This is a genomic window from Actinomadura flavalba DSM 45200, from assembly GCF_000374305.1.
In the GTDB taxonomy this organism is placed as follows: domain Bacteria; phylum Actinomycetota; class Actinomycetes; order Streptosporangiales; family Streptosporangiaceae; genus Spirillospora; species Spirillospora flavalba.
In genome coordinates, this window is record NZ_KB894093.1 from 395260 (window position 1) to 415845 (window position 20586).

The following is a 20586-nucleotide window of genomic DNA, read 5'->3' on the forward strand; positions in this document are numbered from 1 at the left end:
CGATCCACGGCCGTCCACGACGGACGTCCGCTCCGGACTGACTCAATCAGGCGATGCTCGGCGCGTTCATGCGCCGAAAGATTCTCTGGCGTTCCCCAGGGAGCACGGGTGACCCGATGGGTACCGGGACCGCACTGAAACGACCCGGGGCATACGCGATTGGCCAAGTCTAGCCGATTCCGGCAACACCCAGCGCCACCGGGCGCCGCCGCCCGGACACGCCCCGGGCCGGCCGATCCGGAGTGCGGATCGACCGGTCCGGGAGGACGCGCCGCTAGCTGTGACCGCCGAACAGGCTCGTCACCGAACCGTCGCTGAACACCTCGTTGATCGCCCGCGCCACCAGCGGCGCGATCGACAGGATCGTCAGCTTGTCGAACTGCTTCTCCTCCGGGATCGGCAGGGTGTCCGTCAGGATCACCTCCGAGATCCGGGAGTTCTTCAACCGGTCCACGGCGGGGCCCGACAGCACCCCGTGCGTCGCCGCCACCACGACCTTCGTCGCGCCGTTCTCGAACAGCGCGTCGGCCGCCTTCACGATCGTGCCGCCGGTGTCGATCATGTCGTCGACGATGACGCAGGTGCGGCCCTCGACCTCACCGACGACGTCGAAGACCTTCACCTCGTTGGCGACCTCCGGGTCGCGCTTCTTGTGGATGATCGCCATCGGGACGCCGCCGAGCCGGTCCGACCAGCGCTCGGTCACCCGCACGCGGCCCGCGTCCGGCGCGACGACCGTCACCTGCGTCAGGTCCAGCCGCTCCTCGAAGTGGTCGGCGAGCAGGTCCAGCGCGAACAGGTGGTCGACCGGGCCGTCGAAGAAGCCCTGGATCTGCGCGGTGTGCAGATCGACGGTGATCAGCCGGTGCGCGCCCGCCGTCTTGAACAGGTCGGCCACCAGCCGCGCGGAGATGGGTTCGCGGCCGCGGTGCTTCTTGTCCTGTCGCGCGTAGCCGAAGAACGGCGCCACCACGGTGATGCGCTTGGCGGACGCGCGCTTGAGCGCGTCCACCATGATCAACTGCTCCATGATCCACTGGTTGATCGGCGCCGTGTGACTCTGGATCACGAACGCGTCGGACCCGCGCACCGACTCCAGGAACCGGACGAACGTCTCACCGTTAGCGAAGTCGTACGCCGAGGTCGGCGTGAGCTCGATCTGGAGGTTGTCGGCCACCTCCTTCGCCAGCTCCGGGTGGGCACGGCCGGTGAAGAGCATCAGCTTCTTCTGGCCGTTCGCCTTGATCCCACTCACGTCGAACAACTCCCCCTCGTAGACGTTCCCCGCCGGCGCGCACCCACGGCGATCACTCGCCGTCCCGGTCCCGCTCATCGCGGGCCGCGCGGGCCGCCTCGGCGGACGGGGTGCCGGCGCGGCTGCGCTCGACCCACCCCTCGATATTCCGCTGCCGTCCCCGGGCGACACCGATCGCCCCGGGCGGAACGTCACTGGTGACGGTCGAGCCGGCCGCCGTGTAGGCGCCGTCGGCCACCGTCACCGGGGCGACCAGGACCGAGTTGCTGCCGACGAACGCCGCGGCGCCGATCTCGGTCCGGTGCTTGCCGACCCCGTCATAGTTCGCGAAGATCGTCCCCGCGCCGATGTTGGCGCCCGGCCCGATCTCCGCGTCGCCCACATAGGTGAGATGCGGCACCTTCGCGCCCTCGCCCACCTCGGAGTTCTTCAGTTCGACGTACGTGCCCGCCTTGGCCTTGCGCGCCAGCCGCGCCCCCGGACGCAGGTACGCGAACGGGCCGACCGACGCCTGCGGGCCGATCTCCGCGCCCACGCACACCGCGTTGACGACCGTCGCGTCCGCGCCGACGCGGGTGTCGGTCAGCGTGCAGCCCGGACCCACCTCCGCGCCCGCGCCCAGGTGCGTCGCGCCGTGGAGCTGCGTGTTCGGGTGGACGACCGCGTCGGGCTCGGCGGTCACCTCGACGTCGATCCACGTGGAGGCCGGGTCGACGATCGTGACGCCCGCGCGCATGTGCGCCTCCAGCACGCGGTCGTTGAGCTGGCGGCGGGCCTGCGCGAGCTGGACGCGGTCGTTGACGCCCTGCGTCTCGACCCAGTCGGGCGCGAGGAACGCCCCGGCGCGGTGGCCGTCGCCGCGCAGGATGGCGACGACGTCGGTCAGGTACTCCTCGCCGCCCGCGTTGTCGGTGGTGACGCGCTTGAGCGCGTCGGCCAGGAGCGCGCCGTCGAACGCGTACATGCCGACGTTGATCTCGTGGACGGCGCGCTGCTCGGCGGTGGCGTCCTTGTGCTCGACGATGCCGGTGACGGCGCCGCCGGCGTCGCGCAGGACGCGGCCGTAGCCGGTCGCGTCGGGCATCTCGGTGGTGAGGACCGTGACGGCGTTGCCCTCGTCGCGGTGGGCGGCGGCCAGCGCCCGCAGCGTCTCCCCGCTCAGCAGCGGGTGGTCGCCGTTGGTGACGACGACGGTGCCGTCGAGCGCACCGACCTGCTCCAGCACCATCCGCACGGCGTGCCCGGTGCCGCCCTGCCGCTCCTGCACGACGGCCTCGACCCCGGGCTCACGCTCGGCGAGATACGCCTCGACCTGCTCCCGGCGACTCCCCACGACGACGAACACCCGCCCGGGCTCCAGCGCCCGCGCGGCGGCGATCACATGCCCGACCATGGCGCGCCCACCGATCTCGTGGAGCACCTTGGAGGTACGGGACTTCATCCGGGTGCCCTCGCCTGCGGCAAGGACGATGACGGCAGCCGGGCGGCTAGCGCTCACGAAGAGGCTCCTCGGCAGTGCGGACAGATCGGTACGGGCTGAAGATACGGCCTACGCCCCCACGCCCCGCGCGACCTGCGCCAACAGGGCATGCCAGGGCCAGACCCACCCGACTCCCGAAGGATACCGCCCTACCCGCATCTGTCACCCCACGGCACCCGCCCGGACCAGGCGACCGCGCGCGACCCGGAGGGGCCGGGTCAAACCAGACAAACGTGCTCCCGGGGGAGGATTCGAACCCCCATAAGATCCACCAAAAAGACCTGTCCTGCCCTTAGACGACCCGGGAAGGTCGGATTCGACCCGTTTGTGCGACGGCCCGAACCAGCCACCACGATACCGGTTCGCCCCTCGCCCGCCGTCCGGTTATCGGGCGCCGACCGGTCGCGTTCAGCCATTCTCGCGCCAGCGCCGGACCGCCGCCGCTTCCCCGAGCAGGACGGCGAGCGCCCAGCCCTCGATCCGGCGGTACATCTCCGTTCCGCGCGTGACGTCGACACGCAGACAGCCTCGATAGGCGGCACCCTGCGAGGGGGTCGTGCGCGGCACATGACGTTTGAGCGCCGGCTTGCGGAACGCATCGTCCCCCGATCCCGTGACGTCGCGCCAGAAGCGGTGGGCCGCCCCGATGTCGGCCGACTCGTGCATCTGCACACGGAACCTGAGCCGCTCCTTCGAGACCCCGGAAGCCGCCAGGAAGCGCAGGAAGAACACGACGAGCGCGGGATCGCTGTTGACGAACGTCACAGCCTCCCTCCGCTGGTAAGGCTTGTCCTTCGCGCCCTCGCACCAGTAGGCGACCGCGCCGAGCAGCAGCAGCTCACGCGGTGTCAACTCACCCACCGAACCGGCCGCTTCGGCCGCGACGCTCCGATGAGCGCGAGCGGTCGCCGCATTGCGCTCCCGCCACGAGCGCCGTATCGCCGCCGAACGTCCGCTCGGTGACGCAGTGGCACGCCTCCCGTCCACGACACGGTCCCCGCAGGGAACCGGATCGCCCCCGGGCTCGACGATGCCCTGGGACAGCCCCATGATGCGGTGATACAACGCGGCGGAACGCACCACACGTACGCGCAGGCACCCCCGGTATCCAGGCCCGATGTTGCGCCGGTTCGTCTCCGCCCTGGCCGGTTTGATCACCGACGTGCCGAACTGGTCGTCCTCGACGTCCACGAGGGCGCGCCAGAAGGCGCGGGCGCCGCCCTCGTCCGCCGTCTCGTGAACCTGGAGCTGGAACCGCAGCGACTCGCGCGGTACGCCGAGGCGGGCGAGGAAGCGAAGAAAGATCGCGATCACCGCCGGGTCGGAGTTGATGAAGTCGACACGCGGGGCCGGGCCGCCGGGCTTCTCCTTGGCGCCTTCGCACCGGTAGAGCATCGCTCCCGCGAGCAGGAGATCACGCGAGCTCAGCGGCCCGACCAGGGAGGCGGCGGCCTGCTTGGCCGCGGCCCGTTCGCGCGAAACCCGCTCGTGCCGGACGCGGCGGGCCTCCGTGAGGGCCGTCCTGGAAGCGGTGGCCAGGCTCCCCTGCGGGTGGGGGAGGTCGCGGAGCCAGAGGGAGCAGGTGCTCTTGGAGATGTTCAGGAGGGCGGCTATCTCTGGGTAGGTCTTGCCCTCGGTGCGGAGGGCTCGGGCCTGGGTGCGGAGGTGTGGGGGCTTCGTCATGGGGGTGACGGTAGGTTGCGGGTCTGACAGTTCGCGGTCGACCTGTTGCTCTCGGTGGTTTTCGTGTGGTGCTCGGGTGGGGTTCGTTTAGAGGGCTGTGGATCGAGCAAGCCGTCTCCGCGTCCCTCTTCCCCAGGGGGTAGGGCCGTGGGTCGGTGAGGTCGCGGTCGGTGCGGTTGTAGGGCCGGGTGCCGGGTGCTGGTTTCGTCGGGTCGTGGTTCTGGGAGTCGTGGGCGGGTGCGGGACGTTCAGTACGGGAGGGCCCTCAGCGCGGAGGGTGTTGCCGGACCGTCAGGTTTCCGTGGCGTAGCCGGTGTTCGCACGCATTTTACGAGTCGGCCCTGTCCTACCTACGCCACCGTAGGTTACGGTTGCGTAGGTATGGCTCCTAGCGCAGGAAGCGGTGACGCATGACCGAAGCCCCCGTCGTCGAGCGGCCCAACCGGCGGCCCCGTCCCGAGATCGACCCCGACCCGAGGCCCAACGCCGAGAAGTGGCTGATCGGTGTGTTCACCGGTGTGCCGATCCTCGCACTGGCCGCCGCGATCCCCCTGGCGTGGGGTCGTTTCCTCGGCTGGACGGACGTGCTCATCACGGCCGTCTTCTACCTGATCTCCGCCGGGGGCATCACCGTCGGCTACCACCGGTACTTCACGCACGGCTCGTTCAAGGCGAACCGGCCGCTGAAGATCTTCCTGGCGGTCGCCGGCGGCATGGCGATGCAGGGACCGCTCATCACATGGGTCGCCGACCACCGGCGCCACCACAAGCACTCCGACAAGGAGATGGACCCGCACTCGCCGTGGCGGTTCGGCGACGACTGGAAGGCGCTGGCCAAGGGTCTCGTCTGGGCGCACTACGGGTGGCTGTTCAACGGCGACCGCACCAGCAAGGAGCGGTTCGCCAAGGACCTGCTGAACGACCGCGACCTCGTCCGGCTGCACCGCTGGTTCCCCGGCCTGGTCGCCCTGTCGTTCCTGCTTCCGGCCGTCCTCGGCGGCCTGCTCACGATGTCGTGGGCGGGGGCGCTCACCGCGCTGTTCTGGGCCGGGCTCGTCCGGATCTCGCTGGTGCACCACGTCACGTGGTCGATCAACTCGATCTGCCACACGTTCGGCACCGAGCACTTCGAGTCGCGCGACAAGTCGCGCAACGTGTGGTGGCTGGCGATCCCGTCGCTGGGCGAGTCGTGGCACAACCTGCACCACTGCGACCCGACGAGCGCCCGGCACGGCGTGCTCAAGGGCCAGGTCGACATCAGCGCGCGCATCATCTGGATGTTCGAGAAGGCGGGCTGGGCGCGGGACGTGCGGTGGCCGACGCAGGAGCGCATCGACTCCAAGCGCGCCAAGCAGCCGCAGTGATTGCGACAATCACCCCTGTGACTGAACCAGCCCCCCGGTCCCGGCGAAAGCGGATGACCGGCAAGGAACGCCGTGAACAGCTCCTCGACATCGGCCGGACGCTCTTCGCCGAGCGCGGTCTGGGAGCGACGTCGGTGGAGGAGATCGCGGCCGCGGCCGGGGTCTCCAAGCCCGTCGTGTACGAGCACTTCGGCGGCAAGGAGGGTCTGTACGCCGTCGTCGTGGACCGCGAGTTCGAGAAGCTGCTGGCGCTCATCACCGAGGCGCTGACGTCGGCGATCCACTACCGGCGCAAGCTGGAGAGCGCGGCGCTGGCGCTGCTGGAGTACATCGAGGAGAACCCGGACGGGTTCCGCATCCTCGTCCGCGACTCGCACGGCGGCACCGGCACCGGCTCGTACGCCAGCCTGCTCAGCGAGATCGCGAGCGAGGTCGAGCACCTGATGGCGTCCGAGCTGGACCGCCACGACTACGACGACAAGTTCGCGCCGATGTACGCGCAGATGCTCGTCGGCATGGTGGCGCTCACCGGCCAGTGGTGGCTGGACGTGCGCAGGCCGAAGCGCGAGGAGGTCGCGGCGCACGTCGTGAACCTGGCGTGGAACGGCCTGGCGGGTCTGGAGCCGCGTCCGTCGCTCGACCCGCGCCGCCGCCGCAAGGAGAAGGAGCGCGCCGACCGGCGCGCCGAGAAGGCGGCGGCGAAGGCGGCCAAGGACGAGGAGCGGGCGGCGGCCAAGGCCGGGAAGGACCGGCGCCGCCAGCCCGAGCCGGACCAGCCGGACGCCGCGCCGACCCTCCCCGACGCGTCCGCGCGCTGACGCGCGGGCGCGTTCACCCCTCGGTGATCGCGGTGAGGCGTTCGATCGCCTCGACGTACTCCGACATCAGGTCGTAGACGACCTGCGCGGCGGGCCGCACGGCCTTCATCGACCCGACGATCTGCCCGACCGGGAACGTGACGAGTTCGCCGTCGCCGGAGCGGGCGATGCGCGGCAGCGCGTCGGCGACGAGCATGAACTGCAACGGCATCGGCAGGTAGCCGGGCGACCGTTCGCTCTCCCACGCCTCGGTCCAGGCGGTCTTGAGGAACCGGGCGGGTTTGCCGGTCCACGCGCGGGACCGGACGGTGTCGCGCGAGGTGGCCGCGAGCAGCTTGGGCAGCGCCCGTTCGGGGGTGTCGGCCTCCTCGACGGTGAGCCAGATCGAGCCGGTCCACGCGCCGTCGGCGCCGAGGGCGAGCCCGGCGGCGACCTGGCGGCCCCGGCCGATGCCGCCGGCGGCGAGGACGATCGTGTCGGCGCCGACGGCGTCCACGACCTCGGGGATGAGGACCATGGTGGCGACGTCGCCGGTGTGGCCGCCCGCCTCGGTGCCCTGCGCGACGATGATGTCGACGCCGACGTCGACCTGTTTGCGGGCGTGCCGGGCGTTGGAGGCGAGCCCGGCGACCTTGACGCCGTGTTCGTGGGCGAGCGCGACGACGTCGGCGGGCGGCGGCCCGAGCGCGTTGGCCAGCAGCGCGATCGGGTGCTTGAGCGCGACGTCGACCTGGGGCCGGGCGGTCTGGTCGGTCCAGCCGAGCAGGACGCGTCCGGCGCTCTCGGTGGACGGCTCGACGCCGTGTTCGGCCAGCAGGTCCTCCAGGAACGTCCGGTGCCCGGCGGGGATCATGCCCTGGAGGCGGCCGACGAGGTCGTCGGCGTCGCCGAGGCCCCCGCCCTCGTAGGTGGCGGGCATGACGACGTCCACACCGTAGGGGCGTCCCCCGGTGTTCGCGTCGAGCCAGGCCAGCTCGGTCTCCAGTTCCTCGGGGGTGAAGTAGAGGGCGCCGAGGACGCCCAGGCCGCCCGCGCGGCTGACGGCCGCGACGACGTCGCGGCAGTGGCTGAAGGCGAAGATCGGGTATTCGATGCCGAAGAGGTCCGTCGCTCGTGTCCGCACGCCCCGAGCGTAGGACGGCGGACCCGTAACTGCAACAGGTTCTACTTCTGTTCGCTCCACGCGGGCTCGTCGGTGGAACGCGTATCAGCCGGGACGGAGTCGCCGCCGAACTTGCCGTCCGCGCGGCGCGGGGCGTCCGGCGCCTCGGACTCCTGCGCGGCCGTGCGGGCGTCGCCGAACTTGCCGTCCGGGCGGCGCGGCGCGAGCGGCTCCTCCTTGCGCTTGGCGCCGGACATGCCGATCACGCTGCCGATGAGCAGCAGGACGAGCCCGCCGAACAGCCCGCCGACCGGCACCCACGTCTCCACCAGGGCGATCCGCGTCGCCTGCCCGGACGACAGGTCCATCAGGCCGCGCTGGCTGGCGGGCGTGGTGATCAGGTCGGCCTTGGCGACGACCATGGACCCCTGGCCGTCGGGGGTGGTGAGCGTGCTGCTGATGTTCTGCCGCACCCGCACCGGGATGCCCGTGCGCGGATCGACCCACTGGGTGACCGTGGCCATGAAGTAGCGGTCGACCTTCTGCGCGGGCATGGTCTTCTCCATGCCGAGCATGTTCGCGGGGACCTTGAGGTCCATCGCCTCGGCCTTGGTGAGCGGGATGCGCTGGACGAACCGGTAGGTGTCCATCGCGCCGAGCCTCTCCTCGCCGTCGAAGCGCATCGGGACGGGCTGCTTGGTCGTCATGTCGTAGAACGGGTAGTCGCGCTTGCGGACGTTCGCGAGCGGATACAGCAGCCCGAACCCGGACATCTGCACGTTGGTGTCGCCGCTGACCTGGACGCCGCAGCAGTTCACCAGTTCGCCGGTGCGGCGGTCGAACGCGATCCGGTAGCCCTGGATGTCGACCTGCTTGCGGCTCTCCTTGTCGTACAGCTCGGTGGAGGCGTCCCAGACGGCGATGCGGTCGTTGCCGTTGTTGGCGCGGACGTCGCCGCGCACGGTGTTGGTCGCGACGAGCGTGACGCCCTTGCGGGACTTGAACGCGGCGGTGTCGAAGTACTCGGCGTTCTGCGCCTCCAGCACCGTCTTCTGGTACCGGTTGAGGGGCGCGACGACGACCTTGTCCGCGACGTAGAACCGGACGAGCGGCGCGAGCGTGAGGCAGAAGGCGCCCAGCGTGACCAGGATGAGGCCGAGCGGTCGACGCATGTCCAACTCCCCGCGATCTCGCCGTTCTTCCCACGGCCTCGGGGCCGTTCACCGGCATGCCCGAAGTACCCTACAGGACCGGTTCTTCTCCCCCGTCCCGATCGGCGGCACCCCCTGTGATCAGCGGCTTCCGTGTTCCGAGCCGGCGCTGGCTCGCGCTCGCGGCGGTCCTCACGGCGACGTTCATGGACCTGGTGGACGTGACGATCGTGAACGTCGCGCTGCCGAGCATCCAGCGCGATCTGGACGCGGGGAACGCGGCGGGCCAGTGGGCGGCGTCGGTGTACGCGCTCGCCTACGCGCTGTTCCTCATCACCGGCGGACGCCTGGGGGACATCGCGGGCCGCCGCCGGGTCTTCCTCGTCGCCGTCGCCGGGTTCACGGTCGCGTCGCTGGCGGCCGGGCTGGCGGGGAGCGCGGGGATGCTCGTCGCGGCCCGCGCCGCGCAGGGCGTGTGCGCGGGGCTGATGGTGCCGCAGGCGCTCTCGGTGATCAGCGTGCAGTTCCCGCCCGGACGCGACCGGACGCTGGCGTTCACGCTGTACGGCGGCGTCCTCGGCGTCGCGCAGGTCGGCGGGCCGCTGCTGGGCGGGCTGCTGACCGAGCACGCCCCGTTCGGCTGGCGGGCGGTCTTCCTGGTGAACCTGCCGGTCGGGATCGCCGCGCTCGCCGCCGCCGCGCGCTGGATGGACGACTCCCGCGCCCGCCCGGCGCCCCGGCTGGACCCGGCCGGGGTGCTGCTGATCGCCGCCGCCTCGCTGGCCGCGACGCTCCCCCTCATCGAGGGCCGCGCCCGGGGCTGGACGGCGTGGAGCCTGCTGGCGCTGCCGCTGCTGGTCCTGTTCGCCGTCTGGCAGCGGCGCGTCGAGCGGGCGGGCCGTGATCCGCTCGTCCCGACCGCGCTGTTCGCCCGCCGCTCATTCACGGCCGGGCTCGTGCTGGCGCTGGCCCTCTTCGCGGGCGTCGCGGCCTGCTTCATCACGCTGACCTGGCACCTCCAGTTCGACCTGGGCTGGTCCCCGACGAAGGTCGCGCTCACCGGCCTGGCGTGGCCCGCCGGGATCGCCTGCACGGCGCAGCTCACCCACCGGTTCGGGCCGCCGCGCGCCCGCCGGTTCGTGGCGTCCGGCCTGGTCTTGATGACCGTGGGCATGACGGGTCTCGCGGTGGTGATGGCGGGGTCCGTGCGTCCGGCCTCGCTCGTCGGCTGGCTGCTGGCCTGCGGGGTCGGCATGGGGCTGACGCTGCCCGTCCTGGCCAACGCGGTCATCGCCGACGTCCCCGGGCACAGCGCGGGCGCGGCCTCCGGCGTCTTCAACTCGGTCACGCAGTTCGGCGGCGTCCTCGGCGTCGCGGTCGCGGGCCTGCTGTTCTTCGGCGGCTCGGCGCCCCGCGCGCTGGCCTTCGCCGTCGCCGCGTTCGGCGGCGCCGCCGCGCTCGCCGCGCTGCTGCCCCGCGCGCTGCCCGCGTCCGCGCCGCCCGGACCCGTGCTGCGCACCGCCGGGCAGCGCTAACCTTCTTCGACCCGACGACCCGGGAGGCACCTCGTGACGACGACCGCGCGCGTCACCGTCGTCGTGCCGACGCGGGACTCGGCGCGGACGCTGGAGCGGTGCCTGGCGTCGGTGCGGGAGCAGACGGTGCCGGTCGAGCTGGTCGTCGTGGACAACGGGTCCACCGACGGGACGCCGCGCATCGCGGCGGGCTACGCCGACGCCGTGCTGGACGCCGGGCCGGAGCGGAGCGCGCAGCGCAACCACGGGTGGCGGTCCGGGCGGGGCGACGTCGTCGCGTTCGTCGACTCGGACATGGTGCTGGAACCCGGCGTGATCGAGGACGCCGTCGCGGCGCTGGACGACCCCGGCATCGGGGCGCTCGTCATTCCCGAACTGTCGTTCGGGGAGGGGTTCCTCGCCCGCTGCAAGGCCGCCGAGAAACGCGGCTACCTGGACGATCCGGCCGTCGAGGCCGCCCGGATCTACCGGCGGACGGTCCTGGAGGCCACCGGCGGCTTCGACGAGGGGCTGAGCGCCTTCGAGGACTGGGACCTGGCCGACCGCGCCGCCGCGACCGGCGCCCGCGTCGGACGCACCACGGCCCGCGTCTGGCACGACGAGGGCCGCATCACGCTGCGCGGCGCCTACCGCAAGCGCCGCTACTACGGGCGCTGGCTGCGCGCCTACCGGGCGCGGCCGGACGCCCGGTCGTTCGGCCGGTCGCGGACGCTGCGGCGGCTGCTGACGCAGCGGCCCTGGCTGCTGCCGGGGATCGTCACGCTGAAGGCCGTCGAGGCGGCGGGGTTGCTGGCGGGCGTCCGGCGCTCGGATACCCTGCGCCCGTGACCGCCCCGCCCCGCCCCGAGTACGCGCTGCGCCGGCTGCCGCGCGTCAGCGGGCACCATCCGGCGCTGGACGGCGTGCGGGCCGTCGCGGCGCTGCTCGTGCTGCTGTTCCACGTCGCGGCGAGCATCGGCATGTTCCTCGACGACGGCACCGGCGAGACGAGCGTCGCGGCGGCGCTGCTGTCGCGCGGCGAGATCGGCGTGCCGATCTTCTTCGCGCTGTCGGGGCTGCTGCTGTACCGGCCGTGGGCGGCGGCCGTCCTCGGGCTGCGCAAGGCGCCCGGTACGGGGACCTACCTGCGCAAGCGGGCGCTGCGGCTGCTGCCCGCGTACTGGCTGCTGGTCGTGGTGTCGCTGCTGCTGTACTCGCGCGACCGCCTCACCGACCCGTGGTCGTGGGCCGAACTGCTCACGCTCACCTACGCCTACGACCCGTCCCCCTGGTGGGGCGACCACCTCGGCCCCAAGGGCATGGGGCAGATCTGGAGCCTCACCGTCGAGGCCGCGTTCTACGTCGCGCTGCCGCTGACCGCGTTCCTGCTCGGCGCCTGGGCGAAACGTCCCGCCACCGTGGACGCCCGCGCCCGCCGCCTGCTGTACGGCCTGGCCGCCTACGGGCTCGTCTCGATCGCCTACGTCGTCGCGATCTCCGGCGCGGAGAACCGCGCGTTCCTCGGCAACTGGCTGCCCCGCTACTTCCTCTGGTTCGGCGCCGGGATGGCGCTCGCGGTGGTGTCGGTGTGGGCGCACGCCGAGGCCGGGCCGGACGGGCCCGTCCGCCGGTTCTGCCGGACGGTCGGCGCCTCCCCCGGCCTGTGCTGGGCGATCTGCGCCCTGTGCTACGGCCTGGCCGCCACCCGCATCACCGGCATCTCGCGCCTGTACGAGGTCAACGCGTGGACGTCGGTGTTCGAACTGCTGCTGTACGGCGGCGTCGCGCTGTTCCTGCTCGCCCCGGTCGCGCTGGCGCCGGTGACGCAGCCGACGCTGAACGCCGTGCTCGGCAACCGCGTCATGGCCTACCTCGGCAAGATCTCCTACGGGATCTTCCTCTGGCAGTTCGTGGTGATCTTCGTGTGGTTCGACCTGGTCGGCCGCGCGCCGTGGACCGGGAACCTGTTCCTGGACTTCCCGGTCTGCCTGGCCGCGACGGTCGGCGTCGCCACCGCCAGCTACCACCTGGTGGAGGAACCCGTCCGCAGGCTCGGTTCCTCGGCCGGGGCGGGCTCCCAGCGGAGCTGAACGCCCTCGGCGAGCCAGGTGTCGGGGTCGCGGGGGGCGGCGAGCAGCATCGCCAGCCTGCCCAGGGCCGCGAGCGCGAGGAGCTGCGGGACGGCGTCGCGCAGCACATCGGCGCCGCCCACGCCGCGCGTCGCCAGCCACGTCCCCGCCGCGTAGGCGAGGCCCGCCGCGACGAACGCGCCCGCGTACGGCCACGGCGACCGCAGCCGCCGCGCCCGGTCCGACGGCCGCCGCTCCACCAGGTCCACGGCGGCGCCGACGGCGACGGTCACCGCGAGCCCCGGGAACCCGGCGATCCAGAACCCGAGACCGCCCGCCAGCGCCAGCGCCGCCACGCGCGGCCAGCCGCGTCCGGGCGCGGGCGCCGTGAACGCGCCGCGCGCGGCGCTGGACCGGGGCCAGAACGCCACGAGCAGCAGCAGGACGAGCAGGTCGAGCCCGACGAGCAGCGACAACCGGAACGGATAGTCCGGCTCGTACAGCAACCGGACGGACCCGGACGTCCCGGCGGGCACCTCCCACGCCTGCCGCCAGCCGTCCAGCCGCGCGGGCCGCAGCTCCCGGCCGCCGACGGTCGCGGTCCAGCCGGTGTTGAAGTTCTCGTTCACGACCAGGTACGACGCGCGCGCCGCGTCCACCTGGACCGTCCGCTCGCCCTGCCCCCACTTGGTGACGTCGACGCTGCCGGGTGTGACGGGGTCGGCCGCCGCGAGCCGTCCGCCCGGGTCCACGACGACGGAGTCGACGCGGTAGTCGCCGCCCGCGTTCAGCAGGTTCTCGCCGCCCTTGAGGCGCGGGTTCGCGCACGCCTCGAACCGCAGCGCGCGCCCGCCGAGGACGGCGGCGGTCGTGCCGGTGACGCGGGTCGGGACGGCCTTGCCGTTGACGTCGAGGTCGGGGCCGTAGCCGCAGCGGGTGGTGAACTCGCGCGGACCGGCGGCGGGCAGCGCGGGCACGCCCGGCACCCGCAGCTCGGTCACCTGCACCTGGCCGCCCGCGCTGGTGAACGTCACGGTGAGCCGGTCGGTGCGCAGCGGCTGGAAGGTGAAGCGGCCGGTGCCGTCCACGATGCCCTCGCGGACGTCGCCGTTCGCCCCGGCGACCTTGACGCGCAGCCCGCCCTGCGCGGCGGGCGGGCGCTCCACGGAGATCTGCCCGATCCGGCGGGCGCCCCGCCACGCGACGGTCAGCGCCGGGTCCGGGTCGTCGGCGGCCGGAACCCACGTGGTGGCGGGGTCGCCGTCGAACGCCGAGCGGGGCAGGCTCGCGGGCGCGGGCGTCCACGCCGAGGTGCCGGTGACGCGGACGGGCGAGCCGCCCCGGGTCAGCCGCTCGATCAGCGCCGGGTCGGTCGCGACGGCCGAGCCGGTGACGCGGGCGGCGCCGGGCGCGGCGGTGAACGCGCGGCGCAGCGTCTCGCCCTCCTCGTCGCCCCGGCCCAGCGACGGCGAGCACGCCCACCGCTCGGACGCGCGCATGCACTCCGACGCGGGCGGCAGCACCCGCTGCATCACCTGCGCGCCGGCCGTCTCGGGCAGCACCAGGTGCCGCGTCGCGGACAGGCCGGGGAACGTCAGCTCGGTGATCGCCACCCGCGACGCGGGCCGCGCCGCGCTCGCCAGCGAGGCGATCCGCACCTTGACCCAGCGGGTCGGGCCGCGCGGCAGCGGGAGCGGCTGCGGGTCGGCGGCCGGGCGGACCGGATGCGTCAGCGTGCCCCGCTCGGTCTCCACGGTGACCCGCGACGGCGGCGGGCCGAGGAACGCGTTCTGCGCGAACGCCACCTCGATCTGGCCGGGGTCGACGGCGCCGGTGAGGTCGACGCGGAGCCACTGCCCGGCGCCGCCGCGCCAGCCGCCGGAGATCCAGCGGGTCGCCGGATCGCCGTCCACGGCCGCGAACGGCAGCGCGGCCGGGTCGTCCAGGCCGGGCGGCGCGTCGGTGTCGGCGGCGGAGCTGGACGCGGTGACGTCCGCGATGCCGGTGTAGGCGGCGGTCGTGCGGGCCCCGTCCCAGCCCGGTTCCTCGGGGTCGGTGCCGCGCCCGAGGGTGCCGTCGCGTTCCTCGCGGGCGGTGAGCGTCGGGCCGATGCCCGCGCGGATCTCGGCGCGGTTCCGTTCGCGCCAGCGCAGCGCGTCGGAGGTGACGGGCGCGGCCTTCGCGCCGGGCTCGTCGTCGCCGACGAACACCGGGCGGCCCTTGAGCGCGCCGTTGTCGGCCAGCCCCAGCAGCCCCTCGGGCGCGCCGGTGAGGCGCAGCGGACCGGCGGCGTCGACGAGGCCGGTGACGGCGGCGGCCCCGGCGACCTCGTAGATCTCGACGGGCGGATACCGGTGGTCGAACGAGCCGGTGGACTCCTCGCCGCCGACGCCCGCGGGCAGGATGCCGAAGAACGCGGCGCGCTTGATGCCCGGCGACGTCTCCAGCGCCTCGTGGACGCGTCCGGGCCAGGCGCCGCGCAGGTCGGCGCGGGACAGGTCGTTGCGGACCAGCAGGTACCGGACGCCCATCCGGGCCAGCACCTCGGTGAGCCCGGCCGAGCCGCGCCCGGCCGCGACGCGCTGGTCGATCGCGTCCATCAGCCGCGCGTATCCGGGCGACCCCTGCGGGACGAGCTGCCGCGCGCCCCACCGCGTCTTCAGCAGCGGCTGCACGATGTCGTCGGTGGGACGGCCCCACGTGTAGTCGCCCCACGCGGCGCCCGGCAGCGCCAGCACGGCCTGTTCCCCGGCGCGCTCGTTGAGCCAGCCGGCGGCGTCGTGCCAGTACTTGGGGACGGCCGGGAAGTCGCCCGGCCCGGCCAGCCCGGTCGTCGCGGCGGGCAGCGCGACCGCGCCGACCGTCACGGCCGACACCAGCAGCGCGCCGAGCCGCACGCGCGGCTTGCGGACGGTGACGAGCAGGTGGACGAGCCCGAGCGCGAGCGGCAGCCGCACCAGCCCGTCGAACTTGTACAGGTTGCGCAGCGGCGCGAGCGGCCCGTCGAGCAGGTCGCGCAGCGGCGCGGCGAGGGGGCCTTCGACCGTGCTGGCGTGCCCCATGCCGATGATCGCGACGCCCGCGAGCAGCACCAGCAGGAAGAACGCCCGGTCGGGCAGGTCGCGGCGGAGCAGCCCGGCCAGGCCGAGCGCGGCCAGCAGCACGGTCGCGACGGTCAGCGCGGTACCGGTGGACAGCGCGTGCCCGACCGGCAGCGAGCCCGCGTCCAGGTAGTTGCCCCAGCGTTCGGCGCCGCGCAGCGTGTTGACCAGGCCGGTCGTGGCGGTGGTGACGCCCGCGTCCTCGGTGTAGCCGAGCCAGGAGAAGCCGTAGCGGCCGGTCAGCACCAGCGGCACCAGCCACCAGCCGACCGCCGTGACGGTCGCGAGCGTCCACCACGCCGTCAGCCGGAACTTGCGGACGCCGCGCGGCCGGGTCAGCAGGTACAGCGCCGGGACGGCGAGGACGGCGACGGTCGCGGTGCCGTTGATGCCGCCGCACAGCGCGATGGCGACGCCCGAGCGGGCGGCGGCGCGGACGCGTCCGGTCTCGCCGCGCGCGGCCGTCACCAGCGGCAGCACGATCCACGGCAGCGCCGCCAGCGGCAGGTACTCCCAGGAGTTCTGGCCGAGCGCCGACAGCCCGTGCGGGGCGAGGGCGTAGGCCAGGCCGCCCGCGAGGCGGCTGATGGGGCCGCCGATGCCGAGGCGTTCGGCGAGCTTGCGGGCGCCGAGGAACGCGCCGACGAGCAGCAGCGCGAACCAGAACCGCTGCGCGACCCACACGGGCAGGCCGATCGCGTGGGTGAGGGCGTAGTAGGGGCCCATCGGGAAGAAGTAGCCGACGGCCTGGTTCTGGAGCTGCCCGAAGTGCGCGGCGTCCCACAGGTGCAGGGCGCGGGCGAGGAACCCGGCCGGGTTCACCGCCATGTCGATCTTGGTGTCGGCCAGGATGCGGCCGGGACGGGTCGCCAGCGACAGCAGCAGGAGGCCCAGGCAGCAGACGACGACGCGCAGGCGCTCGCGGAGCCGGTCGTCGATCTCGGCGCGGTCGGGCCGGTCGTCGCGGTCGGCGACGGCGAACCGGTCGGCCAGCCCGAAATAGCCCTCTTTGAGGCCGGTCATGGTGCGGCTCTCAGGTCACAGTCCCCGGCCGAGCAGGGTCTCGTGCGGGGTCGCGTCCCGCACGACCACCGCGCCCTGGCCGAGCAGTTCGTCACGGAGGGGGCCTTCCACCACGATCGGGGCGTTATCTCCGTCACCGTACCGCCGGACGAGCTGTGCCCCGGCGCCCGTCGTGCCGCTCGTCCCGCGCCGGACGGCGGCGGCGACCAGGGCGGCCATCCGGTCGGCGCTGCGGGACCAGTCGAACTCGGCCGCCCAGGCGCGGCAGGCGCGGGCGATCTCGGCGCGGCGGGCTGCGTCGTCCAGTTCCTTGAGCGCGCGTTCGACGGTCGCGGCCAGGGGTTCGTCGCCGGGGACGAGCCAGCCGGTCACGCCGTCGCGGACCGCGTCGCGCAGCCCGTCCACGTCGTAGGCGACGGTCGGGACGCCGGACGCGGCGGCCTCCGCGACGCACAGCCCCCAGCCCTCGCCCCGCGACGCGCTCAGGTGCAGGTCGGCGCGGGCGACGAGCGCGGCCTTGACGTCCTCGTCCACGAACCCGTGCAGCGTCACGACGTCGCCGAGCCCGCGTTCGACGACCAGCGCGGCCAGCCGCTCCTCCTCGGGTCCGCGCCCCACGACGTGCACGCGGACGCCCGGCCGCGTCACCCGCAGGTGCGCGGCCAGGTCCAGCACACGGTCCACCCGCTTGTGCGGCACGAGCCGCGTCACGCACACCAGCTCAGGGACGCCGCGCCCCTCCCCGGCGGGGTCGGCGCGTCTCGCCGTGGCGGGGTCGCCGCCCGACGTCCCGGCGGGTCCTGGGGCGGCGGGGTCGCCGTGTTCCCGGCTCGCGGTGGGCACGGTGACGCCGACGGGGACCGTGTAGATCGGGCCGGTCCAGTGCAGCCGGTCGCGCAGGGCCGTCACGGTCGTCGTGGAGATGGCCGTGCAGGCGTGCCGCCGGTAGCTCCACCGGGCGACCGGGCCTTCGAGCGTCCGGCCGATCCAGGCGAGCCAGGCCGGGAAGTACAGCGCGAACTGCCCGTCGTGCACGTGGAAGATCGAGCAGAAGACCGGGGCGCGCAGCACCCACGGGGTGAAGAACGGGATGCCGTTCTGGCAGTCGATCGCCGCGTCGAAGCGGCGGCGGCGCGCCAGCAGCCACGCCAGCACGCGGGGATAGACGGTGAACCGCCCGCCCATCCGGGCGAACCGGACGCCGTCCACGGTGCCGCCGCGCGCCTGGCCGGGCGCCCGGCTCGTCACGTACGTGACGTCCGCGCCCCGCTCGGCGAACCGGCGGGCCAGCTCCCACGCGTACACCTCGGCGCCGCCCGCCTCGGGATGCCACGGGTCGCGCCAGTTGACGATCGCGATCCGCAGACCGCGCACCTCGGTCATCCCGCGCCGGTCCCCCCGGACTCGGCCAGCGCCAGCGGCGCCGCCGGAACGGGCGCGGGCGCCGGGCGCGGCGCGGCGAGGCGGATGCGGGCCAGGTCGCGCAGGCAGGCCAGGGAGTGCCGCCGCACCGAGAACGTCGTGCCGGGCACGTCCCGCCACTCGACCGGGACGGCGGTGATCGGCGCGCCGCGCCGGACGCAGTGCACGAGCAGCTCGACGTCGAACGCGAACCCGTCGGTGCGCAGGTCGGCGGCGGCGGCGCGGGCCAGCGGGCCCGCGAAGAACTTGAACCCGCACTGGGTGTCGGTGACGCCGCCCGCCACGTCGCGGATCGCCCGGTTGAACGCGACCGCGCCGAGCTTGCGCAGCGGGGAGCTGTAGTCCTCGACGACCGAGCGGGCGTGCCGCCGGTCACCGACGACGACGCGGTGCCCCGCGCGCAGCAGGTCCAGGACGTCACCGAGCGCGTCCAGGCCGGTCGCCATGTCGGCGTCGCAGAACCCGGCGTAGGGGGCGCGGGTGGCGAGCAGGCCCGCGCGGACCGCCGCGCCCTTGCCGCGTCTCGGGCAGTCCAGCAGCCGCACCGGCACGGGGCCGGGCGCGCGGTCGCGGACGACGTCGGCGGTGCCGTCGGTGCTGCCGTTGTCCACCACGAGGACCGCCGCCGGGACGCCGAGCGCCGCCAGCGCCCGGCACAGCGCGTCGAGACCGCCCGGCAGGCGGGCGGCCTCGTTGTACGCGGGGACGACGATCTCCAGCAGGGGGGTGCTCATCCGACGGTGGGCCCGGTGCGGGCGGCGGTCACCGGCCGCCGTACTCGTAGAGCGGCTTGATGACCGGGTCGTCCTGGTCGGCGTTGGCGAGCTGGACCACGCCGAGCGAGGCGAGTGCGGCGAGCAGCACGCCGGACACGGCCGCGATCGCGATGCGCATCAGGGAGCCTTTCCTCGACGGGATGGGCGAGTGGTCAGAGTAATGCCTGGGGCCGCAAAAGGCCAGAAAGCCCAGATGACCGCTACGACCGTAACGAACCAGGCCAGAGCGGCGGGGAGCAGCGGCGGGCCCGGCTCCGTCCGTTCGGCGGGATCGTCCAGCCGGTAGAGGACGAGGTCGGGCGACGCCACGACGCGCTCGGCCCCGGCGAGCCGCGCGTGCACCGGGTTTTCGGGGCCGGTCTCGGCGTCGATCGCGACATACCGGACACCGGCGGCACGCAGCGGGCCGGTGAGGGGGCCGTCCGCGCGGACGATCGGGTCCAGCCCCCGGGAGCGCGGGTCCTCGGCGGGGATGCTCGCGCCGTCGACGATCACAGCGTCGGCGACGATGCCGCGCCGGTCGAGATAGCGGGGCAGCGCGTCCAGCGACGTGCGCCCGCCGTTCCACGGATAGGACCGGTACGTCGCCCACGGCAGCACCAGGACGTCCCCGGGCACGGGGTCGGCGGCGACGATCGCGCGGGCGCGCTCCCACGCGTCCGGGTACTGGACGGGCCGCAGCTTCCCCGCCGCGCCCCAGGCCAGGCCGGGCAGCAGCACGACCGGCAGCGCGAGCGCGCAGACGCCGAGCGCGACGCCCGCCCGGTCGGTGCGCACGACCCGGTCGACGAGGGCGCCGAACCCGAGCGCGACGACGACGGCGAGCGGCGCGACGTACTGCTGCCCGTCGCGCAGCACCGCGAACCCGGCCCACAGCTCGATCAGCCCGCGCAGCAGCGGCGCGGCGACGGCGCCGAGCGCGGCAAGCACGAACCCGACGCCCGCCGCGACGAACAGCCCCCGGTTCGGGGCGAACCGGACGGCGGCGACGATCGACGCGACGACGACGAGCAGCCACAGCACGGCGAACAGCGGCACACCGTACCCGGCGGGGACGGTCCCGGCGTTCCAGACGCCGCCGAGGGACAGCAGGCTGCCGAGCGTCCCGAACGGCGTGTCGGCGCGCGCCGCGAACGCCGCGACGCCCTCGGTATGTCCGGGCATCCCGGACGGCCGCAGCCACCCGGTCACCAGCCACGGCAGGCTGAGCACGGTCAGCGCCGCGACGGCCTTTCCCACGGCCTGCCGCCGCCGCGCCGCGCACAGGGCGATCGGCAGCGCGACCAGCGCGGAGATCGCGATGGCGGCGAACCCCCCGATCGCGGCGGGCACGAGCGCCCGCACCAGCCGCCATCCGCCACCCGGCTCCCCCGCCCGCAACGCGGCACCCACGACCCACGGCAAGGCGGCGTATCCGAGCAGAAAGGCCCAGTGCCCGAGCAACAGCCGCTCGGCCACGAACGGATTCCACGCGTAGACGACCCCGGCCACCAGCCGAGGCAGCAGCCGCTCGGAGGGAACGATCGAAGCCCCCGCGACCGTCGCGATGACGAAGATCCCGAGCAACACGACCTTCTGCACGACGTCCCCGGGCAACACCAGCGACAGAACGGCCGCGAACGCGTCACTGGGCACATGACGCGGCACCGTCCCGGTCAACCCGAACGTCATCCGCGAAAGATCCAGCGACGGCACGAACACCATGTCGAACGACAGCAGAAACCCAGGCGCGAGCCCCGGCCCCAGGGCCAGCCCCCCCAACACCAACCCAGTCCCCGCAGCAACAAGCTGCCGCCCACGCGCCTCCATCGCGTCGGACGCTACCCGA

15 protein-coding genes and 1 tRNA gene are annotated in these 20586 nt (G+C 73.8%); 5 read left to right on the forward strand and 11 right to left on the reverse strand.

Translation table 11 applies throughout. The annotated features are described in order from the left end of the window. Nucleotides 1-274 precede the first annotated feature (274 nt). From C229_RS0101795 to C229_RS32490, 4 genes are all read right to left on the reverse strand, one after another. Nucleotides 275-1255, reverse strand: coding sequence for a ribose-phosphate diphosphokinase (locus C229_RS0101795; protein WP_026313370.1), 981 nt, complete (start codon nucleotides 1253-1255; stop codon nucleotides 275-277). Between the two features lie 52 nt (nucleotides 1256-1307). Beyond that, entirely contained in the window at nucleotides 1308-2753 is a 1446-nt protein-coding gene (glmU, locus tag C229_RS0101800) for a bifunctional UDP-N-acetylglucosamine diphosphorylase/glucosamine-1-phosphate N-acetyltransferase GlmU (RefSeq protein WP_026313371.1), read from the reverse strand. A 218-nt stretch (nucleotides 2754-2971) separates the two neighbouring features. Continuing rightward, nucleotides 2972-3042 (reverse strand) — tRNA-Gln (locus C229_RS0101805). Nucleotides 3043-3143: 101 nt separating this feature from the next. Further along, nucleotides 3144-4418 (reverse strand): hypothetical protein, encoded by a 1275-nt coding sequence (locus C229_RS32490; RefSeq protein ID WP_018653366.1) that lies wholly within the window; start codon nucleotides 4416-4418, stop codon nucleotides 3144-3146. Nucleotides 4419-4828: 410 nt separating this feature from the next. Here C229_RS32490 and C229_RS0101815 point away from each other — a divergent pair, with 410 nt between their 5' ends. Together C229_RS0101815 and C229_RS29060 are read left to right on the forward strand one after the other, a co-directional pair. Beyond that, entirely contained in the window at nucleotides 4829-5782 is a 954-nt protein-coding gene (locus C229_RS0101815; protein WP_018653367.1) for an acyl-CoA desaturase, read from the forward strand. A gap of 53 nt (nucleotides 5783-5835) precedes the next feature. Then, nucleotides 5836-6600, forward strand: a complete 765-nt coding sequence (locus tag C229_RS29060; RefSeq protein WP_018653368.1) for a TetR/AcrR family transcriptional regulator — start codon at nucleotides 5836-5838, stop codon at nucleotides 6598-6600. A 13-nt stretch (nucleotides 6601-6613) separates the two neighbouring features. On the opposite strand, the gene C229_RS0101825 is transcribed toward C229_RS29060, so the two are convergent. Together C229_RS0101825 and pgfA are read right to left on the reverse strand one after the other, a co-directional pair. After that, nucleotides 6614-7723 carry an NAD(P)H-dependent flavin oxidoreductase gene (locus tag C229_RS0101825; protein WP_018653369.1) on the reverse strand — a complete coding sequence of 370 codons (1110 nt, stop codon included), beginning with the start codon at nucleotides 7721-7723 and terminating at the stop codon, nucleotides 6614-6616. A 41-nt stretch (nucleotides 7724-7764) separates the two neighbouring features. Then, complete coding sequence (gene pgfA / locus C229_RS0101830; RefSeq protein WP_018653370.1) at nucleotides 7765-8874, reverse strand: cell envelope lipid trafficking protein PgfA; 1110 nt, start codon at nucleotides 8872-8874, stop codon at nucleotides 7765-7767. Nucleotides 8875-8990: 116 nt separating this feature from the next. On the opposite strand from pgfA, the gene C229_RS29065 reads away from it, so the two are divergent. The 3 genes from C229_RS29065 to C229_RS29070 are packed head-to-tail and all read left to right on the forward strand — an operon-like array spanning nucleotide 8991 to nucleotide 12457. Next, nucleotides 8991-10388 carry an MFS transporter gene (locus tag C229_RS29065; RefSeq protein ID WP_018653371.1) on the forward strand — a complete coding sequence of 466 codons (1398 nt, stop codon included), beginning with the start codon at nucleotides 8991-8993 and terminating at the stop codon, nucleotides 10386-10388. 33 nt (nucleotides 10389-10421) lie between these two features. Beyond that, on the forward strand, nucleotides 10422-11216 hold the full coding sequence (locus C229_RS0101840; RefSeq protein ID WP_018653372.1) for a glycosyltransferase family 2 protein: 795 nt from the start codon (nucleotides 10422-10424) through the stop codon (nucleotides 11214-11216). Further along, nucleotides 11213-12457, forward strand: coding sequence for an acyltransferase family protein (locus C229_RS29070; RefSeq protein ID WP_018653373.1), 1245 nt, complete (start codon nucleotides 11213-11215; stop codon nucleotides 12455-12457). The genes C229_RS0101840 and C229_RS29070 overlap by 4 nt, the downstream gene beginning before the upstream one ends. Here the strand turns inward: C229_RS29070 and C229_RS29075 are convergent. Genes C229_RS29075 through C229_RS0101870 form a run of 5 tightly spaced genes read right to left on the reverse strand, consistent with a single transcriptional unit; the run spans nucleotide 12388 to nucleotide 20567 of the window. Continuing rightward, nucleotides 12388-16560, reverse strand: a complete 4173-nt coding sequence (locus C229_RS29075; protein ID WP_051108844.1) for an alpha-(1->3)-arabinofuranosyltransferase domain-containing protein — start codon at nucleotides 16558-16560, stop codon at nucleotides 12388-12390. The genes C229_RS29070 and C229_RS29075 overlap by 70 nt on opposite strands. A 15-nt stretch (nucleotides 16561-16575) precedes the next feature. Next, nucleotides 16576-17943, reverse strand: coding sequence for a glycosyltransferase family 4 protein (locus tag C229_RS0101855; protein WP_018653374.1), 1368 nt, complete (start codon nucleotides 17941-17943; stop codon nucleotides 16576-16578). After that, nucleotides 17940-18716: a glycosyltransferase gene (locus tag C229_RS0101860; protein WP_018653375.1), complete on the reverse strand. Its 777-nt coding sequence runs from the start codon at nucleotides 18714-18716 to the stop codon at nucleotides 17940-17942. The genes C229_RS0101855 and C229_RS0101860 overlap by 4 nt, the downstream gene beginning before the upstream one ends. A gap of 28 nt (nucleotides 18717-18744) precedes the next feature. Next, nucleotides 18745-18876, reverse strand: a complete 132-nt coding sequence (locus C229_RS35670; RefSeq protein WP_018653376.1) for a hypothetical protein — start codon at nucleotides 18874-18876, stop codon at nucleotides 18745-18747. Continuing rightward, nucleotides 18876-20567, reverse strand: coding sequence for an MmpA family trehalose lipid delivery protein (locus tag C229_RS0101870; protein ID WP_026313372.1), 1692 nt, complete (start codon nucleotides 20565-20567; stop codon nucleotides 18876-18878). Before C229_RS0101870 ends, C229_RS35670 begins: the two co-directional genes overlap by 1 nt. Nucleotides 20568-20586 lie beyond the last annotated feature (19 nt).